Source organism: Serratia sp. Ag1, from assembly GCF_000743355.1.
Taxonomy (GTDB): Bacteria; Pseudomonadota; Gammaproteobacteria; order Enterobacterales; family Enterobacteriaceae; genus Chania.
On record NZ_JQEI01000026.1, the window covers coordinates 116,927 to 137,107 of the forward strand.

The window sequence follows — 20,181 nt, forward strand, 5'->3', positions numbered from 1 at the left end:
AATTTACCCAGCTTAGCTGGGGTATACATCAGAATGCGCGTTGATAAGGCAAGATGCCTGAACGCAGCATATCTGTGGTGCCAAGACTGTGATCGTTGCTCAGGCCACGGAGTTCAATGTTGAATGAAACTTTGTTGTCATATTTACTGACTTGATTCACGTTATCCCAATCAGTGATTTTACGTTCATAGCCCAGGTTAACTGCCCAGCAGCAGGTGTTGTAACGCACACCGACCAACTGGTTTGCTGTCTGTTTCGCCCGGGTATCATAGTAATAAGCACCCACCACCGCCCAACGATCGGCGATCGGCCAACTGGCGGTCGTCCCAACCTGCGAAATACCGTCCTGATAGCCCGGGTTTTTTATACCCGGCAAGGTTGCTGCAATATACTCCGGGCTGGCATAACGGTAGTTCAACTGGATCATGCGATTTGCATCCCGGCGGTATTCAATAACTGAATCCCCTAACGCAACACTGTCAAGGCGAGTATCGTACTGCACACCGCCGCGCAAGCCCCAACGATCGTCGATTTTCCAATAGGTGTCACCAGCCCAGACGACGCTACCGGTTTCATCCTTGTTATCAAAGTTACTGCGTTTATCACCCGTCCGAGAACGGTTGAGGTAATAGATTTGACCAACAGAAGCGTTGAAACGTTCAACCAGGGCATCATCATAAATGCGTGATGTGACGCCGGTTGCCAGACGATTCTGCGAAGCGATGCGATCCAACCCGCTGTAGGAGCGATCGCGGAACAGACCAGAATAGTCAGTTTGCAGCAGGGTTGAGTCATAGATATAGATGTCGCTTTGATCGCGGTAAGGAACGTACAGATACTGCATCCGTGGCTCAATGGTTTGGGTATAGTCTTGCACCCACTCCATTGGGCGTTCAAACACCACTTTCCCGTCGGTTTTTAGCTGCGGTACAACGCGGTTAACCGAATCATGGAGATTGGGAGCGCTGTTACCGGTGCGGTTCGTATAATCTGCGGCAAAGCTATTCGGAATATCCTGTTGATAGTGCGTTGCCATGAGTTTGGCTTCGGTGTTCAGGCTACCCCAGTTATTGCCCAGCGGCAGGTTGAGCGCAGGTTCAACATGCCAACGGGTCGCTTCCGGGTTGTTTGGATTCACACTGGAGAATTTGGCAACTTGACCATAAGTGTGGAAATCAAACGGGCCGACATCGTTTTTATAATAGTTGAGATCCAACTGGGGCTGCGCGCGGTAAGCATTCTGGTTGCCCGTGCCGTTGAAAATCTGGAACTGTTTTGATGCCAGCGTGGCGTCCCAATTTTCATCGGCATAGCCCGCGCTGAATTTCTGTGTGGCATAGCCATCGGTTGTGGAACCGTATTTGGAATCCAGATCGGTGAAATAATAGGGATCGCTGACCTTGGTGTAGTCGATGTTAAAACGCCACACCTTATTCATGACGCCGCTGTGGCCCCAATAAAACAGCCAGCGTTTGCTGTCGTCCATTTCGCCGTGATCGTCGGCAAACTGGCTATCGCTGGGTAACCAGTCGAATGCCAACGTACCCATGCCCGGTTGCAGCAGGTAGCGGAATTCGTTCTGCCACTGCAGGCCACGCCGCGTCATATAATGTGGCGTGATAGTGGCATCAAAGTTTGGTGCGATGTTCCAGTAATACGGCAACATGAACTCAAAGCCGTTATTACTGCCATATTTTGCGTTCGGGATCAGGAAACCTGAACGGCGTTTGTTGCCCACCGGCAGTTGCATATAGGGGCTATAAAACACCGGTACACTGCCAATCTTGAAGCGGGCATTCCAGATCTCTGCCACTTCTTCTTCGCGATCGTGGATCACTTCAGAGCCGACGACGCTCCAACTGTTATCGCCCGGCAAGCAGGACGTAAATGAACCATTTTCCAGAATGGTGTAGCGGTTCTGGCCGCGCATCTTCATTTTATCGGCGTTACCACGGCCCTGACGGCCCACCATCAGATAGTCACCTTTATAGACGTCGGTGTCTTTGGTGTTGAGGTTTGACCAGGCTTTGGGGCCTTTCAGTCTGATCTGATTATCATCGTAATTCACATTACCTGTGGCGGTAACGGTGCGAACCGGTTCCGCTTGCCCCTCTTTCTGCGTCTGGTTCATTTCAACCTGCTCCGCAGTCAGTGTGCTGTTACCCTGTTGAATGTTGACGTTACCGCTAAACAGGGCACTGCTCGGATAATTGGACTCTGAGTCGTCAGCAAGGATGGTCACAGGGAGGCTGTTTGGATCGCCGATGATGACAGGTTTATTGTAAGTCGGTACGCCAAGCAGACATTGCTCGGCCAGATCGGCCATTGCATGCTGGCTGTAAATCGCCGTCCAAATCAGTGTGGCCAGCAGTGTTGGGAAACTTTTTTTCATACGTGGTTTTGGTGTTCCGTCATCAGAGGCTCATGTCCGGCAAACGGTCAGAGACTATATTACTCATCCGCGTTGCGCTAGTGTTAAATCCTGCTGTTTGGCTGCGTCGTCGTTAGGCGCAGAGATGAATGACAGGTATGATAATCGAAATTTTGGGAAAAAGCGCCTTAACCCTTGCGCTAAACGGAGGGGAATATGCGGTTTATGATTGATAATTGAGGGGCCTATGCAGTATTGGGGCAAACTGCTCGGAGTGATTGTTGCCATTTGGTCTGGCGCGGGATTCTGGGGTGTAGTGTTAGGGCTGATTGTCGGCCATATGATCGATACAGCGCGTAACAACAAGCGTAGCCGAGGTTTTTTTACTGACCAGCAAACGCGGCAAACGCTGTTTTTCCGCACCACTTTTCAGGTGATGGGCCATCTGACCAAATCGAAAGGGCGCGTTACCGAAGCTGATATTCAGATCGCCAGCCTGTTTATGGATCGTCTGCAACTGCACGGCGAGGCACGTATCGCCGCACAGCAGGCGTTCCGTGAAGGTAAGCAGAGCCAGTTTCCGCTGCGTGAAACACTGCAGCAGTTTCGCAGCACCTGTTTTGGGCGTTTTGATCTGATTCGGATGTTTCTGGAGATTCAGATCCAGGCGGCGTTTGCCGATGGTTCGCTGCACCCCAATGAACGGCAGGTGCTGTATGTGATTGCCGAAGAGTTAGGGATTTCACGCGCGCAGTTCGACCAATTCCTCAGCATGATGGAAGGTGGGCGCCAGTTTGGCGGTGGTAGCTGGCAGGGGCAGCAAGGGGGCCATTCCGGTTACCAGCAGGCGCAACGTGGCCCGACGCTGGAGGACGCCTGCAAAGTACTGGGGGTTAACAGCACTGATGATACGGCGGTTATTAAGAGAGCTTACCGTAAGCTGATGGGTGAACATCATCCAGATAAGCTGGTTGCGAAGGGGTTACCGCCGGAAATGATGGAAATGGCCAAGCAGAAAGCGCAAGAGATTCAGGCAGCTTATGATCTGATCAAACGCGAGAAAGGCTTCAAGTGAGATAAAAGGGGGCGCGGTTGATACATTAACCGGGCTCCTTTTTTATTGTGGTCAGAAATCAGGTTCAGCACGGAAATGCATCGGCTTATGAGATGCAGGATGTGTGATGTGCAACTCTTGTGCGTGTAATTGTAAGCGCGGTGCCATCGCTTTGGCTGCCGGATGTGCATAAAAACCATCCCCGAGGATCGGGTGCCCTAAGGCCAACATATGCACGCGTAACTGGTGCGAACGCCCAGTGATCGGTTTCAGTAATACCCGCGTACTGCCATCGGCATCGCGTGAAAGCACCTGATATTCTGTTTGTGCCGCTTTACCGGTTTCAAAGCAGACTTTTTGCAGTGGCCGGTTTGGCCAGTCGCAAATCAGCGGTAGATCCACCCGCCCTTCATCATGTTCCATATGCCCCCACACGCGGGCAATGTAGGATTTCTTTGGCTCACGCTCACGGAACTGGCGTTTCAGCTCGCGTTCTGCGGCTTTGTTCAGTGCGACCACCATCACTCCGCTGGTTGCCATATCCAGGCGATGCACCGATTCGGCGGCGGGAAAATCAGCCTGGATGCGCGTCATCACGCTGTCTTTGTTCTCTGGCGCACGGCCAGGGACGGAGAGCAGCCCGCTGGGTTTATTGACCACGATGATGTGCTCATCCTGATAAATTACTATCATAGGTACCTGTGGTTATCTGAGCTTGGTGGCCTTAATAAAGTAACTCATTTTATTCTTTCTGTTAAACGTATTGTAAGGTTACAAGTGGAAAGGCGGAGAGACTATTCGGGGTAAGAAAATCCCTATAGCATCGCAGGCCAGTTGTGCCGTCATCCGCGAGGACATCGACCAGCCGATGACGGCTCGTGACCACAGCTCAATCACCACCAAGTAAAGCCAGCCTTTATTTCAGGCGCTTCGCAAAGTGTGTCGCGGCCATTTTGGATAATGGCCAACTCTTCGGCCTGTTCTGCTAATTGGCGCTTGAGCCGGGAATTTTCGGTCACAAGTTCTTGCTCATGCTCGGAAGCTGACAGGCTCTGCTGTTGCTTTCTATGCTAAGTATATAAAGTTGCGATTCGTAGAGACCGAGTTCGCGTATGGCTATGCCAATGCATTGAGCTAGCTTAAGTGCTTCGTTCCGAAAGGCGGGCGTGTGTTGTATACGGGGGCTTGTTTTTCTTTGCTGATGGTTTAGTCATGAGTCACCTCTGGGTTAAGAGTTTATTCACTTAGTGCCGTGCCCACTCTTGCTGGGTAAGACTGTTTTGAAAAACCTTGTTTAAGGGAAAAGAAATTAGCAAAGAGGTGTCACTGACAATTCTCTGATACTGCACCATACTCATTTTGACCGATTTAGTTATTTTATTCCTCATGCTTCAGGTCGCCCCTGTATGAACGGGGGTTTTATCAGTCACATTGATGTAATGCGATGAGATATTGGAAAAATTTTGAGAGCCTCCTGCCTATGAGTAATTTTCATAAAGATGAAGTATTGGGGCGCTTACGTCGCCATCACTATCTGTTGATAAACGGTGGCGGCATAGTGATTACTTTGCTCATCTTGTTCGCCAGTGGATTGGAGATTTGGGCGAGTGTCCGTGGATATCTGGCTAAGGTTCAAGTTGAAACATCCTTAAATAACAATAAATTATCAAATCAAATAGTACGTTCGACGGCTAGGGCCAGCGTTAATAGGCATGATGTCGTAAGGTCGTTGAATACGATCCGTCCTGTAAGTCAGGACACTCTTTTGCAATTTAAGGCGAATGACGACAGTTTGCTTTTTTATAAATCCTTCGACGAACAGCCGATTCTGGTTATGGGGACTCAACCTTTAACAAGTGTGGATGAACCCTGGTTTTATATCTCTGTGGCGCAAAATATTTCTCAACAGGCTTCTGCTGCTAGAGGGCACAAGAGTGGGGAGTTCAATGCTTATATTTACAGCACGGATAAAAGATTCTTTCTATTCACCGCAGTTCCTTGGGAACCGACTATTGCACATCATGTATTGTCCCAACCGCGTTCTGTCTTGCTGGAACAGTTAAGCCATGAGATAGATCAAGGCATTGCGCCCTTCGACGAATTAAGTCGTCCGCCACAGCCAATTTTACATTGGTTGCCTCCTTCTGTAAGCCTGTTGAACCATAGGCCCGTATTCCGGGTGGTCTCTATCATGTGGAAATCCAATACTGAAAAGTTTGGTACATTGGTATTTGAGGTGCCTATTGAGAGATTTGCAGATACATTGCCTCCGTCCAGTTTTGGTGGCGATAGCCTGATCTTAGATCAAAGCGGACGGATAATGCTGCCCTACAACAACCTTTCCGAGGGGAGACTGCTTAAATTGGCCCAACTAGTGCAAAAAGAAGGGTTGGGTAAGTCTCACCGAAGTTATTATCAAGATGGTCAATTTATTTATAGCTTAGGGCCTAGCCGGAACGGCTGGACAATGATTTACGCTCTCTCGTTGCGGCAGATTATTGCTGATATCAGGCTGCAACTCCTTGTCCCTGTTGTTTTTGGCAGCATTACTATCTTGGTGACTTGGATTTTATTACTGTTAGTGAAGCGACGCGTTTTGATGCCAGCAATGCAACAGTCTGAGCGGATTTTTGAAAGTGAGCAGCTTAATCGCACTTTTATTGAGACTGCTCCTGTCGGATTAGGGTTGCTGGCGTTAGGAAATGGCACTCTTTTACTACGCAGCCAGGTTATGGTGCAAATGCAGGAGCGGTTTCAAAACGGTTACACCAGCCTGCCTGCTGCGTTGGTTGAGTGTTTTCACCAACAACAGAGTGTCTATCAAGAAGTGCTTGTGCGTCGGGAAATCACCTTCGATACGCATGACGGGCAGCAGGTCAACCTGTCTGTCAGCATGGCTTTGGGTCGTTACCGAGGAGAAGATGTTCTGGTAGTGGCCTTTGTGGATATCACCGATAAAAAACAGTTGGAACAGTATCTGATTGCCGCCAAGGAGTCTGCTGACAAAGCCAATGCAGCCAAATCTTCCTTCCTGGCGGTGATGAGCCATGAGATCCGTACTCCTCTTAATGCCATTCTTGGCAACCTTGAACTGTTATCTCATTTGCCATTGGACGAACAGAGCGATCGCCTTGATGTGATCCGCCATGCTTCAGACAGCCTACTGTCCACTATCAATGATGTACTGGATTTTACCAAGATTGAGGCCGGTGAGATGCACTTGGAGCATATCGAGTTTGATATTCTTGAGGTGGTAGCTCAGGTTCTAGATATCTTTTCCCCGATAGCACAGGCAAAGGGGCTTACGTTGCGGGGTGAGTTAGGGGAAACCAGCACGTTGCCGCTGTTGGGCGATCCGACCTGTATGAGACAGGTGATCAACAATCTGTTATCGAATGCGCTGAAATTTACCGAGAAGGGGCAAGTCATACTGCGTATTAACGTAGATATGCCTACCTCCCTCATTCTGGTCGAGGTGGAAGATACCGGTATTGGCATGTCAGCGTTACAGCAACAACAGATGTTCAATGCCTTCAAGCAGGCTGATGAGAGCATTAATCGGCGCTACGGTGGTAGTGGGCTGGGGTTGGCACTGTCTAAGCGACTGGCGGAGGCCATGGGCGGGAATTTGTCCGCCACCAGTGAGTTGGGTAAAGGGAGCGTTTTCCAACTGTCGTTACCTTTATCTCAGGCTGAAACGCAGCCTGATCGCCCATTATTTAGCGGGCAGCAAGTCAGCGTATTGGCAATAATGCCAGAGTGTCGGTCATATCTAACCAGGGTATTGACGGCGTGGGGGCTGGAAGTACAGAGCTATCAACACCCTGCTCAGATTGATGATTTGGCGTTAAGCACCTTGGAAACGTTGATACTTTGGGGGGATAGGAGCACTTGGCATCACAATGATGAAAATCGCTTGGTTGAAGAGGCTATCTGGGTGATTGATTGCAGCAATGAAGGGCCGCAGATACCCGTCGCGACCGGGCGGGTGTTGAGTACGTCGGTGTATGGACTAAAAGGATTGGCCTGTGCTTTGCGGCATAGCCTGCAGGGACAGGATCTGCCGATACGTGAACAGGGGGAACAGGTTTTGCCGCAGGCGCTGCATGTGCTGGTCGCAGAAGATAACCCTGTAAACCGGCATCTGATTGCGGAACAACTGCGGCTGTTGGGCTGCACCGTGTGTCTGGTTGAAGAGGGGGGACAGGCGCTGGGCCAGTTGCAGCAAGAACGGTTTGATATTCTTCTGACAGATTTATCTATGCCGGGGATGGACGGCTATACGCTGGCGCGGCGAGTACGAGAGGAATGGCCAACCATACCAGTGGTGGCGGTAACGGCAAGCGCGACCCAGCAGGAATACGCCGATTGCCAGGCGGCTGGTATGGCATGGGTCCTCACCAAACCATTGTTATTGAAAGAATTGAAAGAGATGCTACTGGTTGTGTGTGGCCTGGAAGCTATTTATCTCGAGGCGAAAAAGAAACCCGAGGTCGATACTCAACAATCTGGGTTGCTGGATGGTAATGCGCTACCGGGGAATATTCAGCTGCTTTTCCAGCAAACCTGCGCCAATTCGCTCGTGGTGCTGAGAGAAGCGAGCAAGACACAGGATACTCCTGCCATTTTGCATGAACTGCATTTCCTGAATGGTGCATTTGGTGTTTTTGACATGCAAGAACTGATTGAACAGGCTACAGCCTTGGAAGTTCTGATCAAAAATTCGGGGAGTGGGCCTGCCCAGATGTTACTAGCCTCATTCTGTGAGGCATTAGAGAAAATAGTATTGGCAATGCCGGTCAGTGCTGAATCTTTGGTTACCCGCATTATCACGCTGGCAGTATCCAGTCATGAGGAGAAAATCAGTGAAGAAATTGTGAGGTTAGGCAATGAATTGCTGGCTATCTTATCTGAGCGCCAATAAAGAGTAGAGGGCAGGCGAGTGAGCGGTAACGTGCTGGGTTTGTATAAGTAAAATGGCAGTTAGTCCATTTTTTGCTCTGACCTTATAGAGCAAAGTCCTGGCCTTACGACCAGGACTTTGTCATCAATCTAAAGAGTTACCTGTATCAGGTAACTCTTGCCGTTTACATTACGGTTACGTGGATATTCTGTTCTACCAGCAATTCTGTTGCACCAGCAACGTAGGTGTGGTAAATCACGCCACCAATTTCAGCATCACCGGCTGCCATCCACGACTCGGACTGCGTATCCAGAAGCTTCAGAGCGTTCGACTCGTCACCGTTGATCACCAACTGGTTCTTGCCGTCGGCCATAACCATATCGGTCTGCCCAAGCCCTTCGAGTGCGGAAGCACTTAAGCTCATGCTGTTGGCAGAACCCTGGCCAAGATCGATCTTCTCGATCCCGGTGATACAACCTACCAGCGCGTCAAGATCCAGCGCCATGTTTTTACCGTCCAACAACAGGGTATCGATACCGTCGCCACCATCGATGGAAGTGAATGACGTATTTTTAACACCAATAAGGTCATTGCCACTACCGCCTTGTACAGCCGACAATGATTCACCGCTCAGATACAGGCCAGAGGCTGAACCATCGTCGAGCAACATCCACAGGCTGTCAGATCCAGTGGTGTTTGATTCTGAAGGTGGTGACACTATGTTGGTATCTCTTGTTGTAACCAGCGCATCATTCAAGGTTGTATCCAAGTCAATCAGACGACCTTTAATGGAAGAGCCGCTACCCTCGCCTACCCCAGCGTCGGTCCAGGTCACATACAGACGTCCATCAGATAAGAAGGTGACGTCTGGTTCCTGTTGTGTCCCTGCTGTAATCTGGTTAACTCGCATCTCTTGACCGATACGATTACCATTTTCATCAAACGCTTGCAGGTAGATACCATAGGTACCTGCCCCTGGCACAGGGTCGATTGCCGATTGGTAAACAGCCACGAAGCCACCGTTAGGGTTTGCTTTGACTACGGGGGCAATTTGCTCGCTCGTTGTATTGCCGTTCAGCAAGAACTCGCCGCTCAGGCTCTGTCCTTCTGGAGAGAAAATCCGAGCATATACACCATAACCAGACTGGTCAAAGCCGCTATTGTCACTGCTCCTCCACGATACAACAAAATTCCCGTTTGCTAATGTCGTTATGCTGGATTCTGCTTGAATGCCAGCTACGGTCTCATTAGCAATGAACGCAGGTCCGTAAGTGTGAGTTACAGGATCGTATATCTGCACACGAACATCGTATCCATTACCGTAATTGGAGTAGGTGAGCGCAACTTTACCATCGTGCAACGTAGTACCTTCTAGAGCAAACGCTACTTGCTCCATTCTACCAGTACCGATGACCATTTCTCCGGTAACTGGCTTGCCTTCGGAATTATACTGGCGTGACATGCCTTGCCAGCCATCAACACCTTTTTGCCATGTAATCAAATATCCACCATCGTCTAATGCAATAACGGACGGGTTATACATGTCATTGGCATTTGATGCGGCATTGACGATCTGCTCTTCACCTATCTGTCTAGTCCCAATCACCTGGCCATTTTCATCATACGCATAGTCAAAACGAGCCATGCGGAGATTAATCTGGCCTGGTTCGTTACTTCTCCATACGGCAACAAAAGTGCCGTCGCTCAGGGTAGTCAATTCAGGCTGATATTGGGTGTACTTAGAGAACGCACTGCTAACCAATACTTCTGGACCGATTGGCATCCCAGTATCGTCAAACAGTTGTGACTTAATATCCCAGTTGCCTGCATCTCCAGATACCCACATGGTAACAAATCTGCCATCAGACAAGGCAGTAGTCTGTGGATCCTTCTGGTTGGCAGTAGTAACGCTATTGACTTGAAACTCTGAATAGAAGCCAGCATCAAGATCAATGGTGACACCTTCAATACCATATCCATCACGATCGATCACTTCACTGTGGAAGGTGACAAAAATATTACCGTCTTTCGTGAGCGTAGCATCAAGGATATGTGTCAGGTCAAGGTTATCCCAACCAGAACCTTGGTTACCCCAGGTTGTTGGATTAACGAGGAATTCATGACCAATTTTATGGCTATTGGCATCAAAACGTTGTGCAAAGATACCGGAACCGTATCCATCACCGGTCTCTGAGCCCCAAATCAGCATGTAGCCGCCATCATCCAGTGGCACACCTACAGGTTTGTACTGTTTGTTAGCGCGATATTCATTAGCGATAAAGTCGCCACCATCCAGTTTTGTCGCTGAACCCGTTTCAGGATCGAAACGATAGTGAGCGACGACGATATCACCTTGGCCATCAGCATGGGTGCTATCCCAGAATACAACGAAACTACCATCTTTCAGGCTAATGATGTCGGGATAGTTCTGATAACCTTTTTCAGCAGTGTTAATCTTTAAATCGACGCTTGCTGAACCATCCAGCTTTTGCAGCTTACCTTGAATACCGGTAGCGTAACTATCAGTCCCCGCCCATACAGTAGCATACCATCCAGAGTCGCCTAATAATGCCAACTCTGGGCCACCATAAACGGAGTTTGCGCCGCCGGCTTTAATGACTGTTTCGGTGCCAACACGATTGCTATGCTCATCATAACGCTGTTGCACAATTGATTCTTTATCTTGCGCACTGTACCAAGAGAGAATATAACCGCCGTCTGTTAAAGCTAGGCCACCGGGTTCACGTTGGGCTCCTGCTGTAGTGGTGTTAACCAAGAACTCACTGCCCTTCGGAACACCATTGGCATCATATTGGCGAGCCATAACACCATCAAGATTACTATCGGGCGCAGTATGGTAGGACTCATATACCACCACGAAACCACCGTCTACCAAGGCGATGACCTGTGGGCTGTCTTGGTTACTGGCGATACGTTGGTTAACCATTTGTTCAGAACCAATTTTCTTGGTCCCTGTAGGATCTAATACTTGTAGGTAAACATCATATCCTACATTCACCCCTTGCCAGACGACGACCAGATTGCCGTTAGCCAATTTGGTGACTTGCGGGTTATTCTGATGGCCTATTACAGTTGTATTGATCGGTCCACCTGATGTTTGGTTCAACGAACCGATAAGATCAAACCCACCGACGCTATCATTAGTGGTTATCGTCACACCGTAACCGGCACTCGGTTTTGTCGCATTACCTGCATCATCCACAGCAACAACCGTAAAAGTTTGTTTGCCGTAGTTTAATGTGCTAGTGACATCCAACTTCCAGAAGCCATTGTCTTCGACATGCGCCCGGCCGATTTCTCGTTGCCCTTTACTGTCAGTAACATAAATGATTACGTCTTCACCTGCAGGGCCTGTACCACTGATTGTTGGGTTGCGGTCATCGGTACGCCCCCCCTGACTAATGTAACCGGTGTTTGAGCCTACATCATCGTAAAACCCGATAATGCGCAGGTTTGTGGCATCAGGTGGTGTCAGATCTAGCACTATATCGAATGCAGCCGAAAGTTTGCTTGGTGAATGAATGGTATCAAACGCCTGCACTTCGAAAACATGCTTGCCTTCGGTCAAATCTTTGGCTTCATAGCTCCATTTGTTCGCACCATTAGCAATGGTTTCAGCGATCAGGATGCCATTATCGAAGATTTTTACCGTGTTACCCGCTTGCGCTGTGCCACGCAAAGTCGGGGTTGTATCATCGGTATGGGCACCATGCTCCAGCAGACCCGTAACGCTGCCTGCGTTGTCAGTTATGCTGTCGATAGTTGGAGTGGTGGTGCGGTCTTCACCCAGAATCAGCGTAAAGGTATCGCTCTCACCCTGGCTGGTGTTACCTGCCAGATCACGGGCCGAAGCGGTGAAACGGTGCTCGCCGTCCGAAAGTGTTGTTGGTTCGAAAGACCAGTCACCCTTGCCATCTGCCTTGGTCGTGCCCAGCAGATTACCTTTGTCATAGATAAATACCGTCACGTTTGCTTCTGCTTTGCCGGACAGCTGAGGGGTGCGGTCATCCGTCAAGTCACCGGAAGCCAGAGGACCCTGCTGTACACCAAAGTTGTCAGACGCCTCCAGAATGGTTGGCACTGCTGGTGGAATCGTGTCGATGGTTATAACGTAGTTGAGTGACCCTAACCCAGAGTTACCGGCAAAATCGACGGCCTTGGCGCTGATCGTGTATGAGTCATCTGGGAGGCGGAATGCTGGGGAGAACTCCCAGGCACCCGTCGCGTCTGCAAGAGCGGTCCCGATCATGTTTTTGCCATTATAGATACCCACCACGCTGAAAGCTTCAGCATGGCCTTTAATCAATGGCTGATTGTTATTGGTGTAACCATTTTTGGCGATCGTCGTACTGTCGTTGCCGATGCTGTCGATCACGGCCCGTGACGGGGCAACAGAGTCGATGATCAACGAGAAAGTGTCAGATGACACGCCACTGGTTTTGTCGCGAGCCACCAATACGTGCCCACTTTCACTGTATTTCTCTTGAGGCTCAAAGCTCCACTGTCCGGTGTTATCCACGAGGACTTCGCCGATCACCCGTCCATTATCAAAGATCTCTAATGTGGCGCCGGGAGTGCCGTTACCTTCTAATACTGACCATTGGTCATCAGTGACGTTACCTGATTTCAACGCACCTTGGCGCGCACCCAACTGGTCAATGGCGCGCGTGATGACAGGCGTCACGTCCTGCGTCACAGCGGCCATCTGCATCATAGCCATGGCCGGAGCTGCCTCGATACTCTCAGCTGACACGTTATTGCTCTCTGTAGCAGAGACTTCATGCAACATGCTCAGCACCATTTGCTGTGGTTGCTGTTCGACGTGGCCTAATGATTGGGCGTCAAATGTGACTTGCCCCTGCTGAGGGTTATCCTGAGCTGACAGGCTGAGAACAAACTCGCCGTTTTGTGTAATCTGGTGCAGTTGACCGTTGTGGGTGAAAAAGTTTTCGATAACCAGATGTGGTTGGCTGGTTTCCTGGTTTTTTAAAGTGACAATCAGATCTTCACCTGAACGTTCGGCAACTAATACATCTGCAATCGATGCAGCATCAACTTCTTGCAGCACATAAATATTACCCGGAATGTACGGGATATATTGTGTAGACGTGCTCAGAGCTGCGTCCAGATAACCGGTTTGTATTAGTTCTCCTTCAGTGATGACTGAGAAACGGATTGAGCTATCAGTAATATTTTTCATTTAAATTAAATCATCAGGTAATTAATGAGGGAGTTCTAAGAAAACAAGCACAAACCATGAGTTGCTCTATCAGCTATTTTCAGCGGTAGTACAACTGCCAGCATTAATACCAAGTAAAGATTTTGGTCTTCCCAAGCATGTGTTTATGCCGTAGTTACTTAGAAAATGTCGCGAATTAACGCGAGAGATAGAATAAGGGCAGAAAACAGAAATAAATACCTGACCAGTTCGAAATTCAGCCCCGAAATCCCCAGACACTTGAAGATTCGATGAAATTGGTGCAGCGTATGCAGTGTTGGAGTACAACTCTTGGTTGGTACTGTTTGAAGTTGTTATATCCCTTGAGCAAAAGAGTGTATGAGTTATCTTAACTTATTAAGTGCTTTCTACGAATTTTTACCCAGTTTTTATAGGGTTATTGTTTGATTTTTCTTACCTGCAGAATGTGGCAATCTGAACGTATCAGATTGTTTTTATTATTCTATTCAATGTTTTTTCAACTCTTTCGTACATGACTGCTCACAAAATCCAAGAATTCATACCAATCAGAAAGACTCTTTCATCATAAATCTGTTCAATATGCTTTCCAGGGGAAATAGGCATGCTTCAGATAAACTGCAACAGCCTCCCATGAATCATTATAGACACCATCAGGATTGTTACATTTCCTCTTTATTAAAGACGTTTATGTAACGGTTGTATTGTTAGAAAATTGAAATTAATTAGGAAGAATATATGGTAACTCGGCCAACAAAACTCGTATTGGTTGATGGAAAAGAAGTAAAGCAAGAAATCTCTCTACATGCCAAAAATGCGGGTTTACCTCAAAAGATAAAAGCTATTGCAAATGGTAAATTTATCTTAGTTGATAAAGAAACGGGTCTCGCCCCTGAAAACATTACGGTTAAACGCGTAGGTAAAGACCTGCATGTGAGCCTTGAAGGGGATTCACTCGAGCAGCCAACTGTCATTATTGAGGATTTTTTCCTGAATGATGCGCAGCTTATCGGTATGGCTGAAGACGGTGCTTACTATCCATATATCTCTTCCAATGGTGATGATGATAATGCCATTGCAGCGATTTTGCTCGATGGTGAAAGTTCACCGCTGGTTCTGGGCGGCGAGGCACTGTCTAGCAGCGAGAGTCACTCCATATTGGGAGCTCTTGGTATATTGGCACTCGGATTGGGTGCGATTGGTGCGATGGTGAGCCAGGGTAGACCAGGCAAGCACAGCGGCGGCGGTAATCATGAAGAGCAGCCAGTCGTGCCAGATGTCGTTCTCCCAACTCTGAACCAGGTTATTGATAATAAAGGGGCTCTGCAAGGAATCATTACTGCCGGTTCTGAGACTGATGATAATACCCCAACCTTTTCAGGTAGCAATGGCACGCCTGGAAACACCATTATCTTTTACGATAATGGCAAGAAACTGGGTGAGACAACGGTGGGCCAAGATGGCCGTTGGTCATTTACACCAGGTGAATCATTGGATGAGGGTTCTCACAGCATCACTCTGGTTGAACAGAACGCTAACGGTAAAACAAGCACCCCATCGGACGCATTCGAATTTGTTGTTGACACACTGGCACCTGCAGCACCAACCATTGTAAGCATTTTAGATGATGTTGGTAGCGAAACTGGTGCTCTGAAGTCTGGTGCTACTACCGACGACACGCAGCCGACTTTGACCGGTAAGGCCGAAGCAGGTGCGAAGATTGAGATTTACGATAACGGTAAAAAGATTGGTGAAACCACTGCCGACACAGAGGGTAACTGGGTATTTACGCCGAAAAACGAGCTGGCTGAAGGTAAGCACAGCTTTACCAGCCGTGCGTACGACGCAGCGGGCAACATATCTGTGTTCTCGCAACCGTGGGAAGTGCTGATCGACACCACCGCGCCAAACAAGCCGAGCATTGATGGCAATGGACCGGGCATCGGTGAAATCATTGACGACCAGGGTGCAGTACAGGGGCCAATCACTAATGGCGGTGCCACAGATGACACCCAACCAACTCTGAGCGGTAAGGGCGAACCAGGTGACACCATTATCATTACCGATAATGGCAACAAGATCGGTGAAACCACGGTTGACGAAAATGGCAATTGGGAGTTTACGCCGGAAAATAAACTGGATGAAGGCGAGCATGAGATCCGTGTGATCATCGAAGATCTAGCGGGTAACAAGTCTGAGCCGTCTGATCCTTGGGTAGTGATTGTGGATACCACACCACCGGCTGCGCCGAGCATTGGCAGCGTCTATGACGACGCGGGCAACCAAACCGGTGAATTGCAGCCGGGTGCAGCGACTGACGACACCACGCCAACCTTGAAAGGCCAGGCGGAAGCCGGTACTAATGTTGAGATCTTCGACAAGGGCACCAAGATTGGTGAAACCACTGCAGGTGCTGATGGTAAATGGGAATTTACGCCGAAAAGCGAATTGGCGGAAGGTGAGCACAGCTTTACCACCCGTGCAACCGACGCAGCGGGTAACGCTTCCGAGCTGTCCGAACCGTGGGTAGTGATTGTGGACTCTACGCCGCCTACTGCACCAAGCATTGGTAGCGTCTACGACAATGCAGGCAGCAAAACTGGTGCGATTCAACCGGGTGAGGTCATTGATGACAGCCGTCCAGTGATCGGTGGTAAAGCTGAAGCCGGTTCTAAGGTTGAGATCTATGACAATGGTACCAAGATCGGCGAAACCACTACTGATGAGGCGGGTAACTGGAGTTTCAAACCAGATTCAGTGCTCGAGCTGGGTAATCATGCGATCACGGTGAAAGCTGTCGATGCTGTAGGGAATGTGAGCGAGCCTTCATCGGCTTTCGATTTCTCACTGATTACCCCAAATGCCCCTAGCGCTCCGGCTATTGTCGCCGTACTTGATGATGTTGGTAGTATCCAGGGACCATTACAGAAGGATGCGGTGACTGATGATACTCGCCCTACCTTGGTCGGTACTTCAGAGCCAGGTACAACTGTTAGCATCTATAACAATGGTGAGTTGTTAGGCAGTGTGGCCACTGATGCTGAAGGGCAATGGCGTTTCACACCAGAAAGTGATCTGCCTGAGGGTGAAAATAAATTATCGGCTATTGCAAAAGATAAAGACGGTAATATCAGTCCGCAAACCGGTGATTATATCGTTGTCATCGATACAACCGCGCCAGCGCCGATCGAATCTGGTGAGTTAATGGATGATGTGGGCAAGATCCAAGGTGCGATTACTAACGGCACTGTTACCGATGACGCGCAACCTACCTTTAGTGGCAAGGCTGAAGTTGGTTCAACAGTGGTCATTTTTGACCAAGGTAAAGAAATCGGGCGAGTTGTCACTGATAGCAAAGGTGATTGGCACTTTACCCCAGATACGGCGTTAACTGATGGTGAGCATAGTCTGACTGCTCAGGTTATTGACCGAGCTGGAAACGAGAGTGAAGTCAGTGAAGCTATTACGTTTAACGTTGATACTCGACTGGTTGAAGTGTCTATTGACTCAGTTCAGGACGACTTTGGGGTTAAGCAAGGCCCAATCGCTATGAACGGAGTGACAGATGACGCCACTCCTACCTTTAGCGGCCGCGCGCTGCCTGACTCAACCGTTGTAATCTACGACAAAGGTGTTGAGCTGGGTTCAGTAACCAGTGATGCTTCTGGTAATTGGAGCTTTACGCCACAAACCCCTATGGCGGAAGGCAACCATGCAATCACAGCGACAGTGATCACTGCTGGTGCTGGTGAGAGTACGGCGACTCCGGTATTTGATTTTAATATCGATGTCACCAAGCCAAGTAAACCTGGTAACGACGGGGAAACAGGGATTGGCACCGTTATCGACGATGTGGGTTCTGTGCAGGGGCCAATCGCTAATGGCGGTACGACGGATGACACGACCCCGACCTTTAACGGTAAAGGTGAGCCGGGAGATACCATCCACATCTTTGACAAAGGTGTATTGTTGGGCAGCGTTGAGGTTAAAACTGACGGTAATTGGACGTTCACACCTCCGTCATTGACTGAGGGTAAACATGATATCACTCTGGTCATCGAAGATCCGGCCGGTAACCAGTCTGAGCCTTCTGACCCGTGGGTAGTGATTGTGGATACCACACCACCGGCTGTCCCGAGCATTGGCAGCATCTATGACGACGTGGGCAGTAAGACTGGTGAACTGCAACCTGGTGCCGAGACTGACGATACCACGCCGACCTTGAAAGGCCTGGCGGAAGCTGGTGCGAAGGTTGAGATCTTCGACAAGGGTACCAAGATTGGTGAAACCACGGCTAAGGAAGATGGTAGCTGGGAATTCACACCGGAAAGTGAACTGGCGGAAGGTAAGCACAGCTTTACCATTCGTGCAACTGACGTAGCGGGTAACGTTTCTGGGCTGTCTCAACCGTGGGCATTGGTGATTGACACCACCGCGCCAAACAAGCCGAGCATAGACGGCAACGGGGCGGGTATCAGTGAAGTCCTTGACGATCAGGGCACAGTAACGGGGCCGATCAGCAATGGCGGTACCACGGATGACACCAAGCCAACCCTGAACGGCAAGGGCGAACCGGGTGACACCATCATCATTACCGACAATGGTAACAAGATTGGTGAGGTCATCGTTGACAAAGATGGCAAATGGGAATTTACCCCGGAAACCGACCTGAGCGAAGGTGAGCACAAGATCAGCGTGATCATCCAGGACCCTGCGGGTAATCAGTCTAAGCCGTCCGACCCGTGGGTAGTGATTGTCGACACCACGCCACCGGCTACGCCGAGCATTGACAGCATCTATGATGACGCGGGCAGCAAGACAGGTGAACTGCAATCAGGTGCTACGACCGACGACACCACACCGACCCTGAAAGGCCAGGCGGAAGCTGGTGCGAAGGTTGAGATCTTTGATAACGGTACCAAGATCGGTGAAACCACGGCTAAGGAAGATGGTAGCTGGGAATTCACGCCGGAAAACGAACTGGCGGAAGGGGATCACAGCTTTACCATCCGTGCAACCGACGTCGCGGGCAACGTTTCTGGGCTGTCTCAACCGTGGGAACTGGTAATCGGCACAACTCCTATCGCGGAACCGAGTAAGCCAGTGATAGAGGCTGTGATTGACGATGTAGGCTCAGTAACGGGTGAATTAGTTTCTGGCGCAGTGACTGACGATCGTCAGCCGGAAATCTCAGGCCGCAGTGATGCATATGCTACAGTGATTGTTTATGACCGTGGTGTCGAAATTGGCCGCACCCAGGCGAATAAGGATGGAGTCTGGAGCTTTATGCCAGAAAACGACCTGCAAGATGGTACATACAATTTCACCGCAGTGGCTAAAAATGATGTGGGTAGTAAAAGCGTTACCTCTGATCCGTTTGAACTGATTGTTTATACCGGTAATGGTCCAACTCAGTTTGCACGAGTTTCGCAGATGGGCAAAGACTCCGGTTATGACGGCAATGACTTTGTGTCTGACAACGGTAATGCAGGGCGTCTGATGCACGGTACGCTGAGTGCAGAACTGGCAGCGGGTCAGACTCTGCAAGTGTCTACTGATGGTGGCAAGAATTGGTTTGATGCGCTGGTGGACGGCACTAAATGGGCCGCTCAGGACTTGAACGAGCATGGAACGAGCTGGAACATCCAGACCCGTGTTATGGATCAGTTCGGTAAGACTGGCGCAGTGATGTCACAGGCCGTGACTCTCGACGTTACTGCGCTGCAGGCGCCTGCGGCTGTTAGTCTGGAAGGAACCAACCTACGGGTTGAGCTTGGCCTGATGAATGTTGCTAATGTTGTTGTTGGCGAGCGTATTGCAGTCGTTGCCGACGGTGGGGCCCATCGCTTTGAGCATACGCTGACAGCGCAAGATATTGCAGCCGGGTCGGTAACTCTGGATGTTGGAACGGTAAATAATGCCAGCGTGGCTCTGGTCGATCTGGCGGGTAACTTGTCAGGCTTTACTACCACCAGTGGTTCTGCACCGGGTGTAAACATGACCGTCACTGGGGATGTGTCCGAGATCTACGGTCAGAATCGCGACAATATTTTCACTGTAGACGATGTCAACGTACTCAATAACGTCAAGGTGATTGAGGGTAACGGCGGTGTTGATACGCTGAAACTGACGGGTGCAGATCAGGTATTGGACTTGTCCACTTGGTCAGGGCGTCTGAGTTCGGTCGAGGTGATCGACATCACTGGCTCTGGTAATAACACGCTGAAGCTCTCCTTGGGTGATGTGTTAGATCAAGGGTTCCGTGGTGCATTTATCAACGACGAAAGTGTGCAGTTGGCAGTCAAAGGTAATGCAGGTGATGTGGTAATGCTGAACGATCTGCTGCCTAACGGTATGGATGTTGGCGATTGGGAAAACCTCGGGGAAGTGGTCTCTGCAGGTATTTCTTATGAAGTTTACCACCACACCGGGATGGAAGCTGAAATCCTGATACAACAGGGGGTTGATGTACAGTTCCACTAATTGTTCCAACAGACCTGAATAGATAGCTACGCTTGCTCGTGTTACAGGTTTGCATGATGTTGGTTAGCCGACCGTTGAGCGCAGAGGTGCGCGATACGGGCCTGGGGATGGGGTCATGGCGTATCGGCCCCACATCATCACCAAAGACATGA

Annotated in this window: 6 protein-coding genes and 2 pseudogenes; 3 read left to right on the top strand and 5 right to left on the bottom strand. The window is 49.6% G+C overall.

Annotated features, from left to right (window positions below):
• Window positions 1–28 precede the first annotated feature (28 nt).
• Window positions 29–2,392 (bottom strand): LPS assembly protein LptD, encoded by a 2,364-nt coding sequence (gene lptD / locus IV04_RS16670; protein WP_037398465.1) that lies wholly within the window; start codon window positions 2,390–2,392, stop codon window positions 29–31.
• Window positions 2,393–2,618: 226 nt separating this feature from the next.
• Between lptD and djlA the strand changes: the two genes are divergently transcribed.
• The gene (gene djlA / locus IV04_RS16675; protein ID WP_037398462.1) at window positions 2,619–3,446 is read left to right on the top strand and encodes a co-chaperone DjlA; all 828 of its coding nucleotides are present in this window, start codon (window positions 2,619–2,621) and stop codon (window positions 3,444–3,446) included.
• Between the two features lie 51 nt (window positions 3,447–3,497).
• Here the strand turns inward: djlA and rluA are convergent, their stop codons facing one another.
• The 3 genes and pseudogenes from rluA to IV04_RS25360 all read right to left on the bottom strand — a co-directional run.
• The gene (rluA, locus tag IV04_RS16680) at window positions 3,498–4,118 is read right to left on the bottom strand and encodes a bifunctional tRNA pseudouridine(32) synthase/23S rRNA pseudouridine(746) synthase RluA (RefSeq protein WP_037398459.1); all 621 of its coding nucleotides are present in this window, start codon (window positions 4,116–4,118) and stop codon (window positions 3,498–3,500) included.
• 105 nt (window positions 4,119–4,223) lie between these two features.
• Window positions 4,224–4,346: pseudogene (locus tag IV04_RS26840) on the bottom strand (IS3 family transposase); the annotation flags it as partial.
• Window positions 4,331–4,639 (bottom strand): annotated as a pseudogene (locus IV04_RS25360) (IS3 family transposase); the annotation flags it as partial. The pseudogenes IV04_RS25360 and IV04_RS26840, both read right to left, overlap by 16 nt.
• A 266-nt stretch (window positions 4,640–4,905) precedes the next feature.
• Here IV04_RS25360 and IV04_RS16685 point away from each other — a divergent pair.
• Window positions 4,906–8,349, top strand: coding sequence for a hybrid sensor histidine kinase/response regulator (locus IV04_RS16685; RefSeq protein WP_161782101.1), 3,444 nt, complete (start codon window positions 4,906–4,908; stop codon window positions 8,347–8,349).
• Window positions 8,350–8,512: 163 nt separating this feature from the next.
• On the opposite strand, the gene IV04_RS16690 is transcribed toward IV04_RS16685, so the two are convergent.
• Window positions 8,513–13,549, bottom strand: a complete 5,037-nt coding sequence (locus tag IV04_RS16690; RefSeq protein ID WP_037398457.1) for an Ig-like domain-containing protein — start codon at window positions 13,547–13,549, stop codon at window positions 8,513–8,515.
• Window positions 13,550–14,479: 930 nt separating this feature from the next.
• On the opposite strand from IV04_RS16690, the gene IV04_RS16695 reads away from it, so the two are divergent.
• Window positions 14,480–20,029 (top strand): Ig-like domain-containing protein, encoded by a 5,550-nt coding sequence (locus IV04_RS16695; protein WP_161782102.1) that lies wholly within the window; start codon window positions 14,480–14,482, stop codon window positions 20,027–20,029.
• The last annotated feature ends 152 nt before the right edge of the window (window positions 20,030–20,181 follow it).